Source organism: Enterococcus sp. HY326, from assembly GCF_026157065.1.
Taxonomy (GTDB): Bacteria; Bacillota; Bacilli; order Lactobacillales; family Enterococcaceae; genus HY326.
In genome coordinates this window covers 438,330-455,706 of the sequence record NZ_JANLGQ010000001.1, presented here as the reverse complement: position 1 = coordinate 455,706, position 17,377 = coordinate 438,330, and the positions used below count along the sequence as shown (strand labels likewise).

The following is a 17,377-nucleotide window of genomic DNA, read 5'->3' as shown; positions in this document are numbered from 1 at the left end:
CAACTCTACTAACTTTTGAGGCCGATTTTTTATTAAGTAATAGCTAAATTTTTCGTATCAATTTTCAAAAAGCAATAAATAAGAAACTTTTTTGGTTTAAACCCTCTGCTATATTATAGATTCCAGCAAAGGTGGCTGTTTTGAACTTTAAGGTGGGCTTGCCAATTTTCCTTCATCTAGGGCATAATGAGAGTAAGAATAAATCTATGCAGATAGAAAAGGCGGCAAATGGATGTCTGAAAATCAATCAACGAAAAAAAAGCGCCCAGCTGCTAACAAGGCTGAGCCTAAAGAAAAAAAAGCGGGTCAAAAGCCAAATGCTTCAAAAAAGAAAAAACCGAATTCAAAAAAAGGTTCCGGAAATAAGACCAGCAGCCAATCAGGCAGACCTGTAACGGCTAAACCCAAAAAACGGCCAACTTCAACCGCTGTTGAACCGCAGTCTTCAAAAAAACCTAAAAAACCCAACGCTAAAAAATCAGCTAGAGACCAAAATATTAAGAAAAAACCAAGAAAAACTAACAAACAGCGACTAGCTCCTCGAAAAAAACGCCGCAGCTGGTGGAAAATTATTTTATCGATTTTCTCTACTCTGTTCTTTTTGGTTTTGATTGCTGGTTCAATTATCTTTATGATTTTCTTTGGCCGTGGTGAAATCGCCGGTGATGATATGAATCCGACTTTGAATAATCAAGAGTCGATTATCTACCGCAAACTAACCGCTGATGAAACAGAGGAGACGAACAGCTTAGGCCTAGAGCGCTTTGATATTGTCCTTTTGCAAAGTCCAGAAGATACCTCACAGATTGGTATGAAGCGGGTGATTGGGCTGCCGGGAGAAACCGTCCGCTACGAAAATGGTCGGCTCTACGTTGACAATCAGTGGGTAACAGAGGATTTCTACGAAGACGTGAACAGTAGTTTTTATCTAGCGCCGGAAAATAATTTCACGATGAGTGAGATTATTGAAGCGACACCAAGTTTAGCTAATAGCAACGCTGCGGAGATTATCCCAGCCAATTACTATTTAGTTTTAGGCGATAACCGCACGATGGCTGTCGACAGCCGCCAATTTGGTCTAGTTCCTGCTGACAACATTGTCGGCAAAGTGGAATGGATTTTATTCCCCTTTGACCGCTTTGGGAAAATCGAATAATAAGACTGAGATTCTACACATCAGAAAAGTCCTCCACAGGTTAACTTGTGGAGGACTTTTCTAAATCGTATCTGAATCTCAGTCTTTTTTTGTCTCAATTTACATCTCACCATAACCTAGTGCTAAGTAGCGCTTATTATGCTCTTCAATCAAGATTTCATAGAGCCATTCGCAGATTTTTTCAGTATCTGGCATGGTGTTTTGAATATCAATGATAAAGCTATCTTTAAATTTATGGCGATTTTCCTCTGCAAAGAGGGCATCATTCGTAACAAGATAATCACAGGAGTGCTCCTCTTGTAATAAATTATAAAACTGCAATCCTGGATTTATTTTCAAGCGTTTTTTCAAAAAGTTGAAGATTACTTGGGCGTAATAAATGTCTCTGCCAAAAAATAAGCCAACATTAATTTGAGTATTGGTATACATGTCCGCTTGGAAAATTAGAATCCCCAATTTTTCCCGTAAATACAGCAAATTAATCGGATGGAGCCCTTTACTGGCAACAAATTGATTAATTTGGTGAATGCTGACGGTTAAAAACTTCATCAGTGGCAAAGCTCCGTTATCTTGGATATCCTCTAGTGTCCCTTCGATATTGTTTTGTACCGTCAGTTTACTGGAAAATAAAAGCCCCGTATTGAGAATGCTAAAGAGCATATTATGGAGCCGTTTGCGGTACTCAACGTCTGTCACTGTTTGAAAAAGTGGTGCCAATATCTTTAAAGAATATTGGTAGACCTGATAAATCAAGGTGTCTTTATGGGATTGATGACGGACAAATTTTTGATACAGTCGCCCATCATGGGAAACTAGCGGTAGGCAAAAAGTAAACTGCAAGAGCAAGCCCAATTCGTGCTGCGTCATCAATTTCGCTGGAAACTTATCCTTATTTGCCAATAAAATTTTCCGTAAATAAGGCGAGTGCTCTGGATAAGGCAAGTCAACAATCTCTTGATAATCCTGTTCCTCTTTTTGTTGGAAAAAGGAACGGTAATAGGAGATATATAAAATTAACTCCAAACGATATTGATTGTAGGTGCTTAATTTCATTTTATCCTGGCGTTCAGATAATTCCGCAATCCCTTGGCGAAAATTCACGACCTGCTGGTTATATGGGAAAATCGTGGCTGTCGGACTATAAATTTCTTCAAGATAAGCCAGATAGAATAAGCGAATTTGTAACTCCGGTCCGACAATTTTCAAATGCTTTAAGGATAATTTATAGTCTGCTAACAAGCCTCTAAGCTTCGTCAAGCGTCGGTTAATACTGGAGGTGCTCAAAAAAAGCTGCTGATTTAATTTTTCAATCGTCAGTTTAGGATCCAGCAGCATCGCCAGTAAAATTTGATGGCTGACGGAATGTTGGAAAATTTTTTGTTTTAAGGCTAAAAAAGAAGAGTCAGGCTGATAAAGAACCTGCAGTTCCTGCAATTGATTGACACAGATAATATCGCCATTGAAATCCTCTTGAATCATCTGAATCAAGTTGCGCAAGCTCTTAGTTGAAATATTTAGGGCCTCACAGACATCCTTTTTCTTCACAGCACCATCCTGCTGCTCCAAATATTCCAATAAGCGCATCAACTCAAAGTCACGCACCTTTAAAATTTGCGTTAACTCCATTGGAATCCCTCCCAAAAAGAATTTTTTGATTACCTGACTGCTTTTAGTAAAAGTACTCAGTAGGATAGTCTACCCCTCCCTCCGTAAAAAGACTAGCCATTCAATTGGTGGAATGGCTATAAGTTGACAAAAAATTTATCAATTTTCTGCTCTCCTTAAAATAAAGTTGGCGACTGCTTATTATTTGTTAGAAGAAAATGCCAAATCCTCATTTTTAAAGAATTTCTCGTAGATAATTAGTAAATTTTCAGCTACTTTCCATAATAAGTTAGGTAAGGCACCTTATTTCTTCCATTTAAGGTCAGCTAATCTGCCCTTTTATGAAAAAAATTCAGAAAAAATTCAATTAGAATAAAAATAGACGGAAGAAGTTAATAAAATTAAAAAATAAGGGATGGGATTTTTTAGTTTGTGCATAAAGTTAACAATTTTTTTCTGATATTAGTTTTTTTATTTTGAGCGAAATAAGAAATGCCGCAAAGTTTAAGTAGCTAAAAAAGAGTTTAATTTCTATTTTCATGAAATTTCAAAAAAACGTATTTACTTTCGAAATTAAATGAATAAAAAAAGCTGAATTTTTACATAATTATTTTTTGACTTGAAAGGAGGGGAGTTGTTGGATTATAGGCTGTGTCGTCAGAATTATTACAGATAAAACTTTGCGATTAGAGGAATACTTCAAGGATGCGATAATTTATCGTCCTACAGCTGCAGTATTCCACTTTGCTTGCTGCATATTACTCACGAAGTTTGCTTCTGTTTCAATTTTTAGACACAACCTCCTATTTAAAATAGGAAAAGCGAGGTGTTCCTCAAAAAGAGCATTAATTTGCTGGCTAAAAACTTTTTTCGGCAGCGACTAATGAAAACTATTTGTTTAATTTCCCGTTTTTCAATTTTTTATCATGACTTTTGCACACCCATCACGCTCACAATAGAAATTCTGAGGCTATGCCATTAGTTAAGACAGAACCGAAATTTACGAACCGTATCTAATAAGAACTACAAAATATTGTCAATTTGAAATAAGGACCGACTGGACTGTTGAAGCACAGCTTTTTCTGTCCTGCGGAACTCCTAGACCACAGCGACATATGCAAGATAGTTCGGGATTTCATCTGTTGAATAGACAAATGTCACAGTCTCACCAATAAATTACAGAACAGGTGGCGTTAACGAGTGAAACAAATAATAATTTTGACGCAAAATTACATGATCAACCAAGAATTGCGGGAAAATTTGACGACTTTGGGTTACGAGGTGCTGTGTTCGACCGATATCTTACATCAAATCCTCTATCAAAATGATTTTCGTTTTTTAAATCTCGTCAATTTAGTTTTCTTCAGTGAATCAATTGCAGATGAAACATTAAGTGCTGCGTTGGCTCATCGGGAAGTTGCTGGAAAAGTAATTTTTCGGATTGATTCTGAGGTTCCTTCAGAAGAAACGACACGTTATTGGCAAGAAAGAGGCGTTGATGCTTGGCTAAAACCTGACAGTTCTTTAAAGGAATTGCGGGAAGCCTTGTCTGAAACCTTAAAGGCACAGCGTTGCTCGCCGGAGCTGTCAGGAATTAATGGACAGAATGATTTGTCTCAAGGGGCGACTCTTGAAACGTCAATCGAGGCCATCCAAGACAGTCTTTCTAGTCGTGAACGAAAACTTTTCAAATTGCTGTATCAAGAAAAAGGTCAGTTTCTGACACGGAAGGAAGTCGCCGCTCGTCTATGGCAAAGCGGTCCGACCGAATCACATTTAGCCCAGCTATCCCAATTAGTGAGCCGGATTCGCCTAAAAATCCATGCAGCCGGATTTCCTAGCGGTTGTATTGAAACTCATTGGAAAAAAGGCTATCGGATTTCCGATGAAATGTTGGGGTATTTAAGCCAAAACAATCAAGCAGCACCAAATAGCGGCAGCAACTATTTGGAAATATTTCCCTAATGCTGTGTTTTAAAAGGAGGGAAGAGTGAATGAAATGAAGAATAAAAATAAGAAAGCTTTTCTGTTAGTCAAATTGCTGGCGCTAATGTCAATTGTCTCCGTCATCGGCTATCAATTAGCCTTTGGAATTAGTGGGATTTTTGCCCAAGAGCAGTCATTATCTTTAACGACTGAGTTTGATTCTGAGGAGTTAGCTGCCGATGAGCAATTTACAGTAAAAATTAGCGATCAGCGGTCAATCAGTGAGATTGTAACCACTGAAAATACCGACCTTCCGTATGTTGATCAATCTCAGGTTTTAACAGAAACCAGCTCAAGCGAGGTTTCCATTAAGCGGGAATATACGATGGTTTTACCAGAAGGTATCAGTTTTGATCAAACCATTCAAAATGATTGGCAGACTGGAACTGATTACACCGGGGCATTGCCAGAATTTTCCTTTGATGAAGACAGCCGTGAGCTGAAAATTTCCGTTGATGCCTCAGCAACAGAAGTCGGCGTTCGTTTAACAGCTACGGCAGCTGGCAGCTATCAACTGCAGGTCAAAGATGCTAATTTGACTGAAAGTTCAGAAGCGGTGACTGTTGAGGTAGGTGAGGCGAAGGTAGACGGACAAGCTTCAGAAGAAAGTACAGAAAGTGATGAAGAAAGCACTAGCAGACTTAGATCCGCATCAGTTTTGGCAGACACAGGAACCAATGTGACAAATTGGCAAGAGTTTGTGACTGCGTTGGCTACACCTTCTGTTAGCCAGATTAATTTGGCAAATGATATTAGTTTATCAGGGACACTAGCCAATTACAGTAGCTTGTTCAGTGTTGATTCGATTAATCTTGATTCTGCGCAAAATAGTTACTTGTATGTTAGCAAAAATGGTGTCGCTCGAAAATTAGCCATTAATGGTAATGGTTATACCTTTGATTTTGGTAATTTAGCAATTGGCTTTTTGAATTCCTCTAGTTATGTTTCCGGATCTTCAGGGACAATAGCTGGCTATTGGAATTTGTCATTTGCGAATATCAATTTTGTCTCTTCAAATTATTCTGGACCGTTTAGTCTCACATCCCATACGGGAGCAGAAGTTGCGGCAGAAGGATTGACAGGAGCGCCAAGAACGAATGCGGCGATTTCGTATGATAAAACTTCAACAACAAATACGAGATTAGTTTCTGATTTCTTAGGATATTCGATTGCGATTAATGATTTTTCTGTTAGTAACGTCCGTTTGACTAGTGATTTAATTGCTTCCACTACCACGTACTCTTCAAACTACTATATCTATTCACCGTATACAAAGGCGGCAGCAAATGTTTCTAATGCAACCTCATACGGGAATACTAGCGGTGGTGAAACGCATGTGTATTTCTATCTACAAGGAAATGCCAGAACAGTTGCCATTGATGGGCAAGGCTATACGATTGATTTTGGTGCTATCTGTTTTGATTTTACTGCTTACAATAATTATGGCAGTGTCAATTGGGACCTAACTTATAGCAATATGAATGTCTATCATGGAAATTATTACGGCACGATGATTTTCAGTAATGGTGCAAATGGTGGAACGATGCGTTTTGACAATTATGTAGGTATTGGAAATCAATTTTTAGAGTCTACAAATGCAAATGTTGTTATGAAGAACACTGTTTCAATGACCCAACAAAATAATTGGACATCAAAGAAAAAAGATGGTACTTCCATTCGGACTTGGGCATTGAATAACCAGTATCAACAAAACCTGAATGTATCTAACGTCACCATTGAAGACAACGCTAATGTTCACATCGAGTCACGGGGAACGAATGTTATTACAGTAAATAATGGTGGTAATTTTACGGTTGGTGAAAATGCAACAGTCGATATAATTCGTGGTTCTGAGATTAATACCACTGAAGGATATGCCGTTAACTTAGATATTCGGGGTGCAGTAACAGTTGGCAAGAGTTCAACGGTTAATTTAACCAACCATAGTGGAACTTATGGAGCGGCTCTACAGCTATATTCATCGACTGCCAAACTAACAGTGGCAGAAGACGCGAATTTAAATGTGGTTGTCGATAATTATAGCGGCTCAACGAATGGTACCTTGCAATATAATCCAGTTTATCTATATGGCGGGTCGATAAATGTTTCCGGTAACTTTTCAATAAAAGGAACGAATATGGGAGCCTCTGCAACGAGTCTACTATATGGAAATAATAATGTGTCATTTGTTATTGCGTCCGGTGGCTCATTTGATGTCCAGAGTGACAGTACTTCAACTTCACAATATTTGTTGTATATGTCAGGCTCTGGATCCACTTTCCAATTTACTGATGCAAAGAGAGTTAATTTGCAAAGAACGGCAACTATGACGTCAGCCACTGCTACAAACAATGGATTAATTTATTCTGGTGGTAACTTAGGTGTTTCTGTTCAAAATGTTTATCAGTGGGCCTTTGGTAATAAAGCCAGCGGCACAACAGGTGATGGCGGCTACACTTATGGCTATGAGCCAATGTCCAGTATGAATTTATCTTATTCTGGGATTACACCAACGATTACCGCAGCCAACTCAATGACAACGGCAACGTTAAATAGTTTTAAAGCTAACTTTACAACTAGAGGACAGCAGCGGGTCTTATTTACACGGATTTTAGATCCTAGCGTAGCTATTCACAATGAACCAAATGATAATCCGACTAGTGCTGATTCTCATACGGTGAGCGGTTATGCACTTCCAGGAACGTATATCAGAGTGTGGGAAGAAGCCTTAAATGGTACCACGTCAGCGAAAGCTAATGGGACTGCTGATAATGTTGCTTCTCCGGTTGAAGATACGACAATGCCAGCTACAACTAGAGCAAATTATACGACTATCGCTGACTCAAACGGAGATTGGTCTGTTGATTTGACGACGTTGGGCATTGATAAAACCTTCACTGCGGAGAATGTGATTCATGTCTATGCTTTTAGCAATTTGAAATCAGAAGAAAAAACGGTAACCGTCCTAGACAAGACGCCACCGACTGGAACAGTTTCAGCGCAAACCACTTACAATGATGTACCTATTGCAGCGTCAGCCTTTGTCGATTCAGCTTCGATAGCAGATACGAATCCAACATTAACCTTGCCGACTGACATAACGATTAGTTTTGACCAGGCAACTACTAATGCGGATGCATACACTTGGTTGACCAATGCGACTGGCACCTTAACAAAAGGAGAATACGCTGTCGGAATTAATTTGACAGACCCGGCTGGGAATACAACCACCTATGCAACGACGTTAACGGTTAAAAATTATTCCAAAGACATCGTGATTTCGATGGTTAATGAAGCGGGCGCGACAATTAATGCAGATTTAGTACCAAATCAAGCAACAACCTACACAGCTACTGTACCAGAGGATGACACATCTCTGACCATTAGCGACGATGCAGATTTGGTGAGTTTTATCCAAGCGATTATTGCCACCGGTTATTATCAGTTAGCCGACGAAAATTGGCAGGCGGGGACCATTAATTTTACGGATTTAACAGCAACGTTTGCCTTCCAAGGAGTCTTGAAATTTGGTGATGTGACATCTGCCTTGAAATTTGAAGATACTCGCATCTCCTTTATCGATCAGACGGTTTTACCAGAGGATGATTTTGATATGGGGATTGTCGATACCCGTGCAGCGGGAACGACCGCACAAGGTGGCAATTGGAGTATCACGGCCAAAATGTCCAGCGACTTTACCAATGGCACCAATACCTTGAAAAATATTTTGTATTATCAAGGGGCTTCTGGCAGTCCAATAGCGATTGATAGCACGAATGATACAACGATTTTCACCCAGACGAATCCTTCTGAAGGTACTGTACCGGTGACGACAGCGATTAATTGGTCGGCTAGTGGCGCAATTGGCCTACGGTTACTATTACCAACTGGCACGACAACAACCGGTGATTATCAAGGAACAATTCAATGGGGCTTGAACGATACTTATTAAAGGGGGAGTGTAAATGAAAAAGCGGTTTGCTAAATTAATGGCTTTGGCAACAATCTTTTGTGGCATTTTCCAATTGCCGCTAACTGCCAGCGCCACAAGTATGGACAGCAATATCGGCATTACTTTTACCTCTCCTGGAAAAGTATTGCCAGGCACCGGTGGTAAATTGCCGAATACTGGAGAAGTCACCTTATCATTATTATTTTTGATTGGAATAGCTTTGGTTGCCTTTGTCTTGTACCGCTGGTGGAAGAGGAGGAGTGCATGATGAAAAAAAGATATCTAGTGCTTTCTCTAACTGCGGGACTGCCATTTTTAGTGGCAGCCACACCAGCACCGGCTACTAATGAAACAACGACTGACGGATTTATCGAATTTACGACTGGAGCAACTGACAATGTGACAGCTGTTGATCCGCTCTTTCCAGATTTGCCGATTCAAACTGACAAAGCAGCAACCAGCGGCGATTACAGCATTATTTATGCCAGCGATTTTCAATTCGGTAGTCATGAAATTGCCTCAGGTGATGCGACTTATTATGCCAAAAATCCAACGGTCACTCGAGTAGATGGCACAACCAATGAAGTACCGAATTTTGTAGAAGTTTTAGACCGCAGCGGCAGCAAAAATGGCTGGCATTTAACAGCCAAGTTTAGCCAGTCGCTTGCTAGTCAAAGCGGCAATAAAATTGCGGGTGCTACGATGACCTTCAAAAATATCCAAGCCAATTCTACGGGAGGCTTTAGCGAAGAGGCGATTACTTTAGGACAGCAAGTGACCATTGCTGCTGACACCCAAGAAAGTGCCACGATTGCTAAAGATGCCGAAGGAAAAACGGCCGGTTTTTGGATTATTACCTTTGGTAGGTCTGTTTCAGAGGCAGCTCAAAGTGTCAGCTTATTCATTCCAAATACGGATAAAATTCAAGCGGGCAGCTATTCGACAAGTTTAACTTGGAATTTTGAAGCAGCTTTATAAGAGTTTAGAAAAGTTAAGGGGAGATTTACATGAAGAAAAAAGTTTTAGGCGGGCTTGCTGTAGTGAGTCTTTTGACATTAGCTGGTGGCGTGAATGCCTCAGCTGCAGCAGCAGGTAGTACAACAACAAATGGTTTTGTTGAATTCAATGCAGATACTAGTGGCGGCGGTGGCGGCACCACTGAACCTGGTGACCCCGGCGATGGCGATGGCGGTAGTGAAAAACCAGTTGACCCAGGTAACCCTGGCGGCGGCGATGGCGGTTCAACAACCGGTGCTTTGCGTTTAGCTTATGTGCCAGATTTTGATTTTGGTAGCCACACGATTAGCTATAGCAGTGCAGGTAACACTTACTACGCTAAATACCAAACAGTGACAGAACAAGATGCAAGTGGTGCTAATACTACAGTCACTCACACTCGTCCAAGTTTCTTTGTAGTGCGTGATTTGCGTGGGGGCACACAAGGTTGGAATGTGACTGTTTCTAACAATCAAAAATTAACCAATGCAGCAAATAGTGCTGACCAATTAAACGTGGTCTTTTCCATCCAAAACATGTTTGTGACTAACACTGAAGGCTTCAGCACATCAGCAATCACTTTAGCTAATACAGGAACAACTGCTTATACAGATTTGACTAGCTCAGCAACAACTTTAGTTAGTGCACCTTCTGGTAGCGGGGCAGGTAGCTATAACGTTCTTTTAGGAACTTATGCAAACAAAAATACGGATGAAACTAATCCAGGAGTTAAATTGTTTATCCCAGCTAACCAAGTTATTTCGAATGGTAAATATGAAACCACTTTGAACTGGGCAATTAACGACACGCTTTAATCGGCGTTAATCAGGGCGGCTAAATTTCTAGGTAACACAGGAAGTTTAGCTCTCCTGTCTAACAATAAATCAAACGGAGGAAGAAAAATGAAGATCAAACATTGGGTTACTGCTTCAGCTGCTTTATTGATGGCAGTTAGCTTTGCCTTACCAGCTGCAGCTGCAGAAGTTGGCAAGACAACGACAGAAGGCGACGTTACTTTTAAAGGCGCCGATAGCGGTACAGAAGGGGGCAATCCAACTGCTCCAGACGATAAAGATGGCGGCAATACAGTTACACCAGATCCTGGTGAAAACAGTCATACAAATGGACCATTGAGAATTGAATCTGTGCCGACATTACATTTTGGTACACAAGACGTCAGCACAAAGGATAAATATTACAATTCACTTTGGAATACTGGAACCGTTGACGGTGGAACAAGCACCAACATTCCTGTCTTTGCCCAAGTCAGAGATGAAACGGCCCAAGCAACCAACAGCTGGACCTTATCATTACAACAAACGACTGCTTTTTCACCATCTGATACAGCAAGTACAGCACCAGACTTAGCAAACACTCGCGTACAAATTTACGCAGCAACGGCTTATAACTCATTAAAAGCTAACACGAGTTCAACAGCAACGGCAACAGCTTTAACAATTGGTTCAACAGGTTACACAACTGTCTCAGCTACTTTGGGAGAAGATTTAACTATCATGACAGGCGCTAACACAAACGGTTCTGACTCTAGTTTAGTTTTTTCAAGTACGTCACAGTACAATCCAAATGACACGACAGCTACAAATCCATATGCTGTTACAGGCGCAGACAATGAAGGCTTGAAACTATTTGTTCCAGGAACAGATGTGGCCTACGCTGAAGAATACACAGCAACCTTCACATGGACATTAGCAGACGCATTATAAAAAAGGGGAAATGAAAAAATGAAAGCAAATAAAATTATGACAGGCTTAACTTTAGGTGTACTGGGCGTTGTCGCTTTTGCACCAAGCGCTTTGGCTGCTTCAGCTGATAGCCAAACAACAGACGGTAAAGTGACCATCACTGCCGGTACTGACCCAACTTTTGAGGGCTTTATTAAACCAGGAACCTACAATGATAAAATCGGGATGGACGCAACTTACGGTAAAAATGGTTCCACTACAGCGACTTTACGCTTTAACTGGGTGCCAAATTTTGATTTTGGCACAGTTGCTGCAACAGCCTATGACCAAGTAATTGATTCAAAAATTCACGCTTATACTTACGATGACACTTCTGTTGGTACCGGCGGAAATATTTATCAATTTGTGCAAGTTCAAGATATGACTGGTAACGCAAGCAGTAACTTTAAAGTGAACTTATCTGCGACAACTTTTGCAGATGATCCAACTTCACCGACCACATCTTTGACAAACACACGGATTCGTCTATCTGGCTTCACAACAACAAATAACCAACAATACAATACAACTGCAACTAACGGCAGTCTATTGTCAGCTTTGGCTATTTCTGGTGACTACGTAGAATTAACACCAGGCAGCTCTTATGAATTAATGAAGACCACAACTTCTACTGGCAATACGTCAAACGGTTCTGTTTCTTCATTAGTATTCAATAACGCCTATGCAGCTGCGACTGATACTACAGCGACAACAAATGACCAAGTTCAATTGTTCGTGCCTTCAAATGAAATGATTGCCGGCAATTACAGCTCAACGCTGACTTGGAGTTTAGACGATACTTTATAAAAACAGATAGAAGATAAGTTTTCCGCTGAGATTTTAATCTAGCAATGGAATAAACAGTCTCTCTCACTTATTTTTAAAAATCTGCGAAATGGGATTGCCGCTATGAGTCAGTGCTTTCCATCAGATAAGTAACTAAATTTTCTTGAGCTGAAAAGCATTTTTTCCTTTGACAGAAAAAATGAGGCTGAGTTATTAGTTAAAACAGAACTGAAATATTATCTGTAAAAAAACAAATGACACAGTCTCATCTGACTCAAGTGCAATCTCTTTGTACATACTAGTGATTAACTTAAGGAGCATTCTACATGAACAGCAAAATTTTTAAGGCCTTTGCAGGAATTTTCTTTTTGGTGCTGCTTTTTGTCAGCTGGCCGCAATTAGCCCAAGCAGCATCTGATAACTTACAAGTTTCAGTAAAAGCAATTCTGCCGGAAAATCAAGCATCAGATGTCACCTATTATGATTTGCGGATGACACCAGGACAGCAGCAGGATTTAGAGCTGCAATTAACCAATAGCTCAGATCAGGAGCAGACGGTTTCTTTGACGATTACCAATGCTACGACTAATTCGACCGGTTCGATTGATTACTCCTTGCGGGGAGAGGAATATGAACGGGACAATACTTTGCAGATCGGAATGAGCGATTTGGTAACGGTACCTGAGACGGTTACCGTGCCTGCTAACAGCACGGTCTCAACCCAATTGTCAGTCAAAATGCCGGAAGAGTCTTTTGATGGTATGATTTTAGGCGCAGTGCGGGTCTCTTTGCCAGAAGATGAAGAAAGCGAAACGGCTGATTCAGGTTCGGGTGTCTCCATAAAAAATCAAATTGCTTATACTGTTGGCTTGAAATTACAAGAAACAGATACTGAGGTACCGGCAGAATTGGATTTACTCAATGTAGCAGCCGGCCAGACTTCTGGGAGAAATGCAGTTTTGGTGACTTTGCAAAATAATCAAGCCAATGTTTTAGAAGACATTACTTATTCTGCGCAGGTTTACCGTGATGGCAGTGATGAAGTGTTACATGAAGCCAATGTTACTGGATATCGCTTTGCACCTAATTCACATTTTGATTACGTGATAAGCTGGGAAGGCCAACGTTTCCAAGCGGGAACTTACCGCTTGCGGATGACGGCCGATTCAGAAGCAACCGGCCAGCACTGGGAATGGGATCAGACCTTTGAAATTACAGCAGATGAAGCTAAAAAATTAAATGAATCAGCGATTGATTTGGATGAAGACAATACGCTATTGTACATTATTATCGGATTGTCCATCTTAGGCTTAGTAATTCTTTTGATTGTTTTATTAGTTTACTTGAAAAAACGTAAAGATCGTCGTCGCCGGGAAGAAGCGTTGCGGAGACGCAAGCTGCGGGAACGCAAAAAACGTCAACAAATACAGGGGAAAAAAGGACCGCAGAAAAAGCCGAATTCCTCAAAAAAACGCCCCCCAAGAAATGATGTCTAGGAGGGCTGACAAATGAAAAATGACGAAAACAAATCATTAGAAGAATTAGCAAAAGACCAGCAAAAACAAGCAGAACTTTTGCAAGAGGAAAAGACAGCTGCAATCGATTCTACAAAGTCTGATGAAACAACAGCTGAAAATGACAGCCCGCTAGATACAGAAGTAGTCGAAGAAATATCAGAAGATGAAGAACTTATCTCTGATGAGAACTTGGCTAAGCTACCGACTGTTTCAAAAAAAGTCTATCGCTTGATTTATGGGGCGATTGCCGTGATGCTATTGCTCTTGGCGTTTGGCATCTATCGTTTTTATCCCTTTCATAACAAAATCATGGGAACGTGGACTGCATCTGATAATCCGACTTATCAGCTAGATGTTAAAGAGGAGCAAACTAGCTTTACCATCAAAAATGTTCAAAATACCGATTATATCAATATGGTTTTTGAAGGTGATTTGAAGGCAACTGGAACGAATCGTTATCGTTTAGAAAATGTTTCGGTCTATCTAGACGTGGACAAAGAAGGACTTTCAGAAGATGAGCTGACAACTGTTAAGGAACAGGAAAATTTATATACGGTTGTCGCAGAAGATGATGAGACCTTGAAGCTGCAATACACAGATGAAGCCCTTGCCTCAGCTTTTACCAACGATTTAGAGCGGATGTTTTATTTCACCTTAGAAGATTTCAAATATCAGCTGTTTCCACAGGACTTGCGGGTCCGCAGTGAAGCTTTATCACAAACAAGTTTTATTTTGGAACGTCAGACTTAGATTGTAGAAAAAAACATTTTAAAATAGTCTGTTTATCATAAAAGAATCATATTATTTAACACATCTACACAGAAGCGTTATACTATTTTGTGTAGGATAACCAATTTGAGGAGGCTTTATCATGACAAATTATGATGCAAAAGAAGAAAAAGCTTTAGAAAAAATTGCCGATACAATCGACAAATTGGATGTTACTTTAGAAAAATTCGAAGACACTGACAGCAGAATCAAAGCTTGGGCTGAACAACGCAAAGCGATTTACGAAATCAAAAAGATTTTACATGAAGCTGGTAAATTCGAAAAATATGATCAAAAAGAATACGATGATTTTATGGATGAATTTTTTGGTTAACCATATGTAGCGGTTTTGGTGTTGCATGAAGGAAATAAAAAGGTTGAACAGCCACTTAAAAGCAGGTCAGGTTACTGATTAAGGCTTTTGAGTGGTTTTTTTTTTTGTGTTTATCGAAGTTTTAGCAAACGGGGGATTGGGAGAAGGCATCTTCAATATTAATTAAACAAAAAACTCAGCAGTTCTTTCAAGATGGTCAGCAAACTATTCGGCTAGTTTGCTAATGTGTCTGAAAGATGCTGCTGAGACTGTTTATTTATTCAAGTATGGCTATTGGCTTCACTGACAAGCCGGTGTAAATGAACTAGTAGATAGATTTTTTCTTGCTGGGAAAGCTCTTGGTGATATTTGGTTAAGATAAACTGCTGAATATTTTGAATGGCGACGCTTTCTTGAGGCATATTTTCCTGCAAAGACTTAAAAAGGACTTCGGATTCTTTATCTTCAAAAAGTTTTTCTTCGTAGACTCGTTCGGCAAAATAAGTCAGATGAGTTAAGAATCGGGAATAAGAAAAACTATCTTTGTCAAACTCAAGATTTAAGGAGCGGGCGACAAGCCGTTCGATATTTTTTACGAGGGCGGCAACCTCCTGCTCTTTTTGGAAAGCCGATGAGTTGAGCTTGGCATTGACAAAATGAAGACCGATGGCTGTAGCTTCACTTTCCGGAAGCTGAATGTTCAATTCTTGATTGATTAATTGAACGGCATACTTACCAATCAGATATTCTTCTCGATGATGATTGATTACTTCGATATAAGTAAAGTTTTCGCCGATATTTCCGTTTTCCAAGCGACTGACCACAAAGGCAATGTGATCAGACAAGGAGAGGTAGAGATAGTCCATGACTTCCATCCTAAAAGTGTCATGGGCATAAGCGACAATCTTTTGCACCAGCTGAAAATAAATGTCATCTAATTCACTGGCTAGCTGAACAAAATTCAGCAGGACTTTTTTATCTTTTAATAGGAAGACTTTTTCTATCTTCTCATCGTCAACGGGATTGCCGATGGACTGCTTAAAGCCAATGCCTTTACCCATTAAGACACATTCAGTACCGGTCTCATCGAGGGCGAGGACTAAAGAATTATTCATAACCTTCAGTATTTGCATCGCGTGTTCTCCATTTTTATTCTAAGCCGTTGTGTTTGATTACCTCTTGATACCAATAGAAGCTATCTTTTTTGATGCGAGCCAAGTCCTTCAAATCATGGTCTTCTCGATTGACAAAAATGAAACCGTACCGTTTTTTGAAACCTTGATGGGAACTGAGTAAATCCATAACAGACCAAGGACAATAGCCAAAGAGTTCAACGCCATCTTGAATGGCATCATAACAAGCAGCAATATGGTCACGAATATAGTCAATGCGATAATCGTCGTGGATTTTTCCATCTTCTGTTAAGACGTCAGGAGTGCCTAAGCCATTTTCAGTAATAATCAATGGTAAACGGTATTGACGATAATATTCATTTAAGACTAGGCGCAGACCCATCGGATCGATTTGGGCACCGTATTTTGAAGATGCCAAATGTTCGTTGCGTTCCACTTTAAAGAAACCATACAAATCAAAATCGATATCTTTTTCTTTTGTGCCATAGGGATGCTGTTCATCGACAGGCAGATAGCTGGCAACAAGCGTCCGATAATAATTTAAGGCAATAAAATCCGGTTTGGCCGCTTTTAAAATAGCGGCGTCCTCTGGTTGTGTTTTCGGATAGATACCACATTTAGTTAGATACTCTTTATAATATCCGGGATAGTCCCCAAAGCAATACATCTCTAAACCGTAATTGGTTTTGAAATTATCGTTCATTTTTGCAGCCCAGACATCCTCAGGTCGATTGGAACTAGGATAGGTCATTGTTGAGGAAACAGCTGGTCCAATTTTACCATTTTCCACCAGTTTGTGACAGTCGTTGGTGGCTAAGGCGTGGGCGACAAACATATGATAATCCATCTGCGCTCGAACTCTTTCAGCGTCTTCCGGGGCTACATCATACATGTTCATCCGCTCGTTGACCCGAATCATTAAATTCTGTTCATTATTGACCTGCCAGTCCTTCACCCGGTCACCAAAAGCTTGATAACAAACCTGAGCGTAACGTTGAAAAGCTTCCACACAGCGACGATCTTCCCAGCCATTGTATTTTTCAACTAATGCAAAGGGTAAATCAAAATGATACAGGGTAATGAAAGGCAAAATATCTGCTGCTAATAAAGCATCAATCACCTGATTATAAAAGTCAATCCCTGCTTGGTTGACTTCACCATCACCATCAGGAATAATGCGGGCCCATGAAAGGGAAAAACGGTAAGTCTTCAAACCCATTTCTTTCATTAACTTAATATCTTCTTGATAGTGATGATAAAAATCACTGGCTACTTTACTATCTGCTTGAACAGCAGAGCGTTGGAAAGAATTATAGTCGGCAACGCTCATCCCTTTGCCATCAGCGTCCCAGCCGCCTTCAATTTGAAAAGCGGAGGACGAGGCACCCCATAAAAAATTATCTGCAAAACGTTTCATCTTAAA

14 protein-coding genes are annotated in these 17,377 nt (G+C 40.1%); 11 read left to right on the top strand and 3 right to left on the bottom strand.

Annotation, left to right across the window (positions count from 1 at the left end):
- The first annotated feature begins 232 nt into the window (after positions 1–232).
- Positions 233–1,156 carry a signal peptidase I gene (gene lepB, locus ORH16_RS02200; protein ID WP_265455829.1) on the top strand — a complete coding sequence of 308 codons (924 nt, stop codon included), beginning with the start codon at positions 233–235 and terminating at the stop codon, positions 1,154–1,156.
- Between the two features lie 99 nt (positions 1,157–1,255).
- Here lepB and ORH16_RS02195 read toward each other — a convergent pair whose 3' ends face one another.
- A complete protein-coding gene (locus ORH16_RS02195; RefSeq protein WP_265455828.1) occupies positions 1,256–2,782 on the bottom strand; it encodes a helix-turn-helix domain-containing protein in 1,527 nt (508 codons plus the stop codon).
- Between the two features lie 1,179 nt (positions 2,783–3,961).
- Here ORH16_RS02195 and ORH16_RS02190 point away from each other — a divergent pair.
- The 10 genes from ORH16_RS02190 to ORH16_RS02145 all read left to right on the top strand — a co-directional run bounded on the left by ORH16_RS02190 (position 3,962) and on the right by ORH16_RS02145 (position 14,842).
- The gene (locus tag ORH16_RS02190) at positions 3,962–4,726 is read left to right on the top strand and encodes a winged helix-turn-helix domain-containing protein (RefSeq protein ID WP_265455827.1); all 765 of its coding nucleotides are present in this window, start codon (positions 3,962–3,964) and stop codon (positions 4,724–4,726) included.
- 34 nt (positions 4,727–4,760) lie between these two features.
- The gene (locus tag ORH16_RS02185; RefSeq protein WP_322597284.1) at positions 4,761–8,699 is read left to right on the top strand and encodes a pectate lyase-like adhesive domain-containing protein; all 3,939 of its coding nucleotides are present in this window, start codon (positions 4,761–4,763) and stop codon (positions 8,697–8,699) included.
- 13 nt (positions 8,700–8,712) lie between these two features.
- Complete coding sequence (locus ORH16_RS02180) at positions 8,713–8,967, top strand: LPXTG cell wall anchor domain-containing protein (protein ID WP_265455823.1); 255 nt, start codon at positions 8,713–8,715, stop codon at positions 8,965–8,967.
- The gene (locus ORH16_RS02175) at positions 8,967–9,677 is read left to right on the top strand and encodes a WxL domain-containing protein (protein ID WP_265455821.1); all 711 of its coding nucleotides are present in this window, start codon (positions 8,967–8,969) and stop codon (positions 9,675–9,677) included. The genes ORH16_RS02180 and ORH16_RS02175 overlap by 1 nt, the downstream gene beginning before the upstream one ends.
- Before the next feature lie 29 nt (positions 9,678–9,706).
- Entirely contained in the window at positions 9,707–10,510 is an 804-nt protein-coding gene (locus tag ORH16_RS02170) for a WxL domain-containing protein (protein WP_265455819.1), read from the top strand.
- 87 nt (positions 10,511–10,597) lie between these two features.
- Positions 10,598–11,419 (top strand): WxL domain-containing protein, encoded by an 822-nt coding sequence (locus tag ORH16_RS02165; RefSeq protein WP_265455817.1) that lies wholly within the window; start codon positions 10,598–10,600, stop codon positions 11,417–11,419.
- 18 nt (positions 11,420–11,437) lie between these two features.
- Complete coding sequence (locus tag ORH16_RS02160; protein ID WP_265455815.1) at positions 11,438–12,244, top strand: WxL domain-containing protein; 807 nt, start codon at positions 11,438–11,440, stop codon at positions 12,242–12,244.
- A gap of 305 nt (positions 12,245–12,549) precedes the next feature.
- Entirely contained in the window at positions 12,550–13,719 is a 1,170-nt protein-coding gene (locus ORH16_RS02155) for a DUF916 and DUF3324 domain-containing protein (RefSeq protein WP_265455813.1), read from the top strand.
- Between the two features lie 12 nt (positions 13,720–13,731).
- Complete coding sequence (locus tag ORH16_RS02150) at positions 13,732–14,490, top strand: hypothetical protein (protein WP_265455811.1); 759 nt, start codon at positions 13,732–13,734, stop codon at positions 14,488–14,490.
- Between the two features lie 121 nt (positions 14,491–14,611).
- Positions 14,612–14,842 carry a hypothetical protein gene (locus tag ORH16_RS02145; RefSeq protein ID WP_265455809.1) on the top strand — a complete coding sequence of 77 codons (231 nt, stop codon included), beginning with the start codon at positions 14,612–14,614 and terminating at the stop codon, positions 14,840–14,842.
- Between the two features lie 260 nt (positions 14,843–15,102).
- Here ORH16_RS02145 and ORH16_RS02140 read toward each other — a convergent pair whose 3' ends face one another.
- On the bottom strand, positions 15,103–15,954 hold the full coding sequence (locus tag ORH16_RS02140) for a PRD domain-containing protein (RefSeq protein WP_265455807.1): 852 nt from the start codon (positions 15,952–15,954) through the stop codon (positions 15,103–15,105).
- Between the two features lie 16 nt (positions 15,955–15,970).
- Entirely contained in the window at positions 15,971–17,371 is a 1,401-nt protein-coding gene (locus ORH16_RS02135) for a glycoside hydrolase family 1 protein (RefSeq protein WP_265455806.1), read from the bottom strand.
- Between the last annotated feature and the right edge of the window lie 6 nt (positions 17,372–17,377).

What these genes read in the sequence shown, in the direction of transcription:
- lepB (WP_265455829.1), top strand. Translation starts at nt 233, where the DNA reads ATGTCTGAAAATCAATCAACGAAAAAAAAGCGCCCAGCTGCTAACAAG.
- ORH16_RS02195 (WP_265455828.1), bottom strand. Translation starts at nt 2,782, where the DNA reads ATGGAGTTAACGCAAATTTTAAAGGTGCGTGACTTTGAGTTGATGCGC.
- ORH16_RS02185 (WP_322597284.1), top strand. Translation starts at nt 4,761, where the DNA reads ATGAAGAATAAAAATAAGAAAGCTTTTCTGTTAGTCAAATTGCTGGCG.
- ORH16_RS02180 (WP_265455823.1), top strand. Translation starts at nt 8,713, where the DNA reads ATGAAAAAGCGGTTTGCTAAATTAATGGCTTTGGCAACAATCTTTTGT.
- ORH16_RS02175 (WP_265455821.1), top strand. Translation starts at nt 8,967, where the DNA reads ATGAAAAAAAGATATCTAGTGCTTTCTCTAACTGCGGGACTGCCATTT.
- ORH16_RS02170 (WP_265455819.1), top strand. Translation starts at nt 9,707, where the DNA reads ATGAAGAAAAAAGTTTTAGGCGGGCTTGCTGTAGTGAGTCTTTTGACA.
- ORH16_RS02165 (WP_265455817.1), top strand. Translation starts at nt 10,598, where the DNA reads ATGAAGATCAAACATTGGGTTACTGCTTCAGCTGCTTTATTGATGGCA.
- ORH16_RS02160 (WP_265455815.1), top strand. Translation starts at nt 11,438, where the DNA reads ATGAAAGCAAATAAAATTATGACAGGCTTAACTTTAGGTGTACTGGGC.
- ORH16_RS02155 (WP_265455813.1), top strand. Translation starts at nt 12,550, where the DNA reads ATGAACAGCAAAATTTTTAAGGCCTTTGCAGGAATTTTCTTTTTGGTG.
- ORH16_RS02150 (WP_265455811.1), top strand. Translation starts at nt 13,732, where the DNA reads ATGAAAAATGACGAAAACAAATCATTAGAAGAATTAGCAAAAGACCAG.
- ORH16_RS02145 (WP_265455809.1), top strand. Translation starts at nt 14,612, where the DNA reads ATGACAAATTATGATGCAAAAGAAGAAAAAGCTTTAGAAAAAATTGCC.
- ORH16_RS02140 (WP_265455807.1), bottom strand. Translation starts at nt 15,954, where the DNA reads ATGCAAATACTGAAGGTTATGAATAATTCTTTAGTCCTCGCCCTCGAT.
- ORH16_RS02135 (WP_265455806.1), bottom strand. Translation starts at nt 17,371, where the DNA reads ATGAAACGTTTTGCAGATAATTTTTTATGGGGTGCCTCGTCCTCCGCT.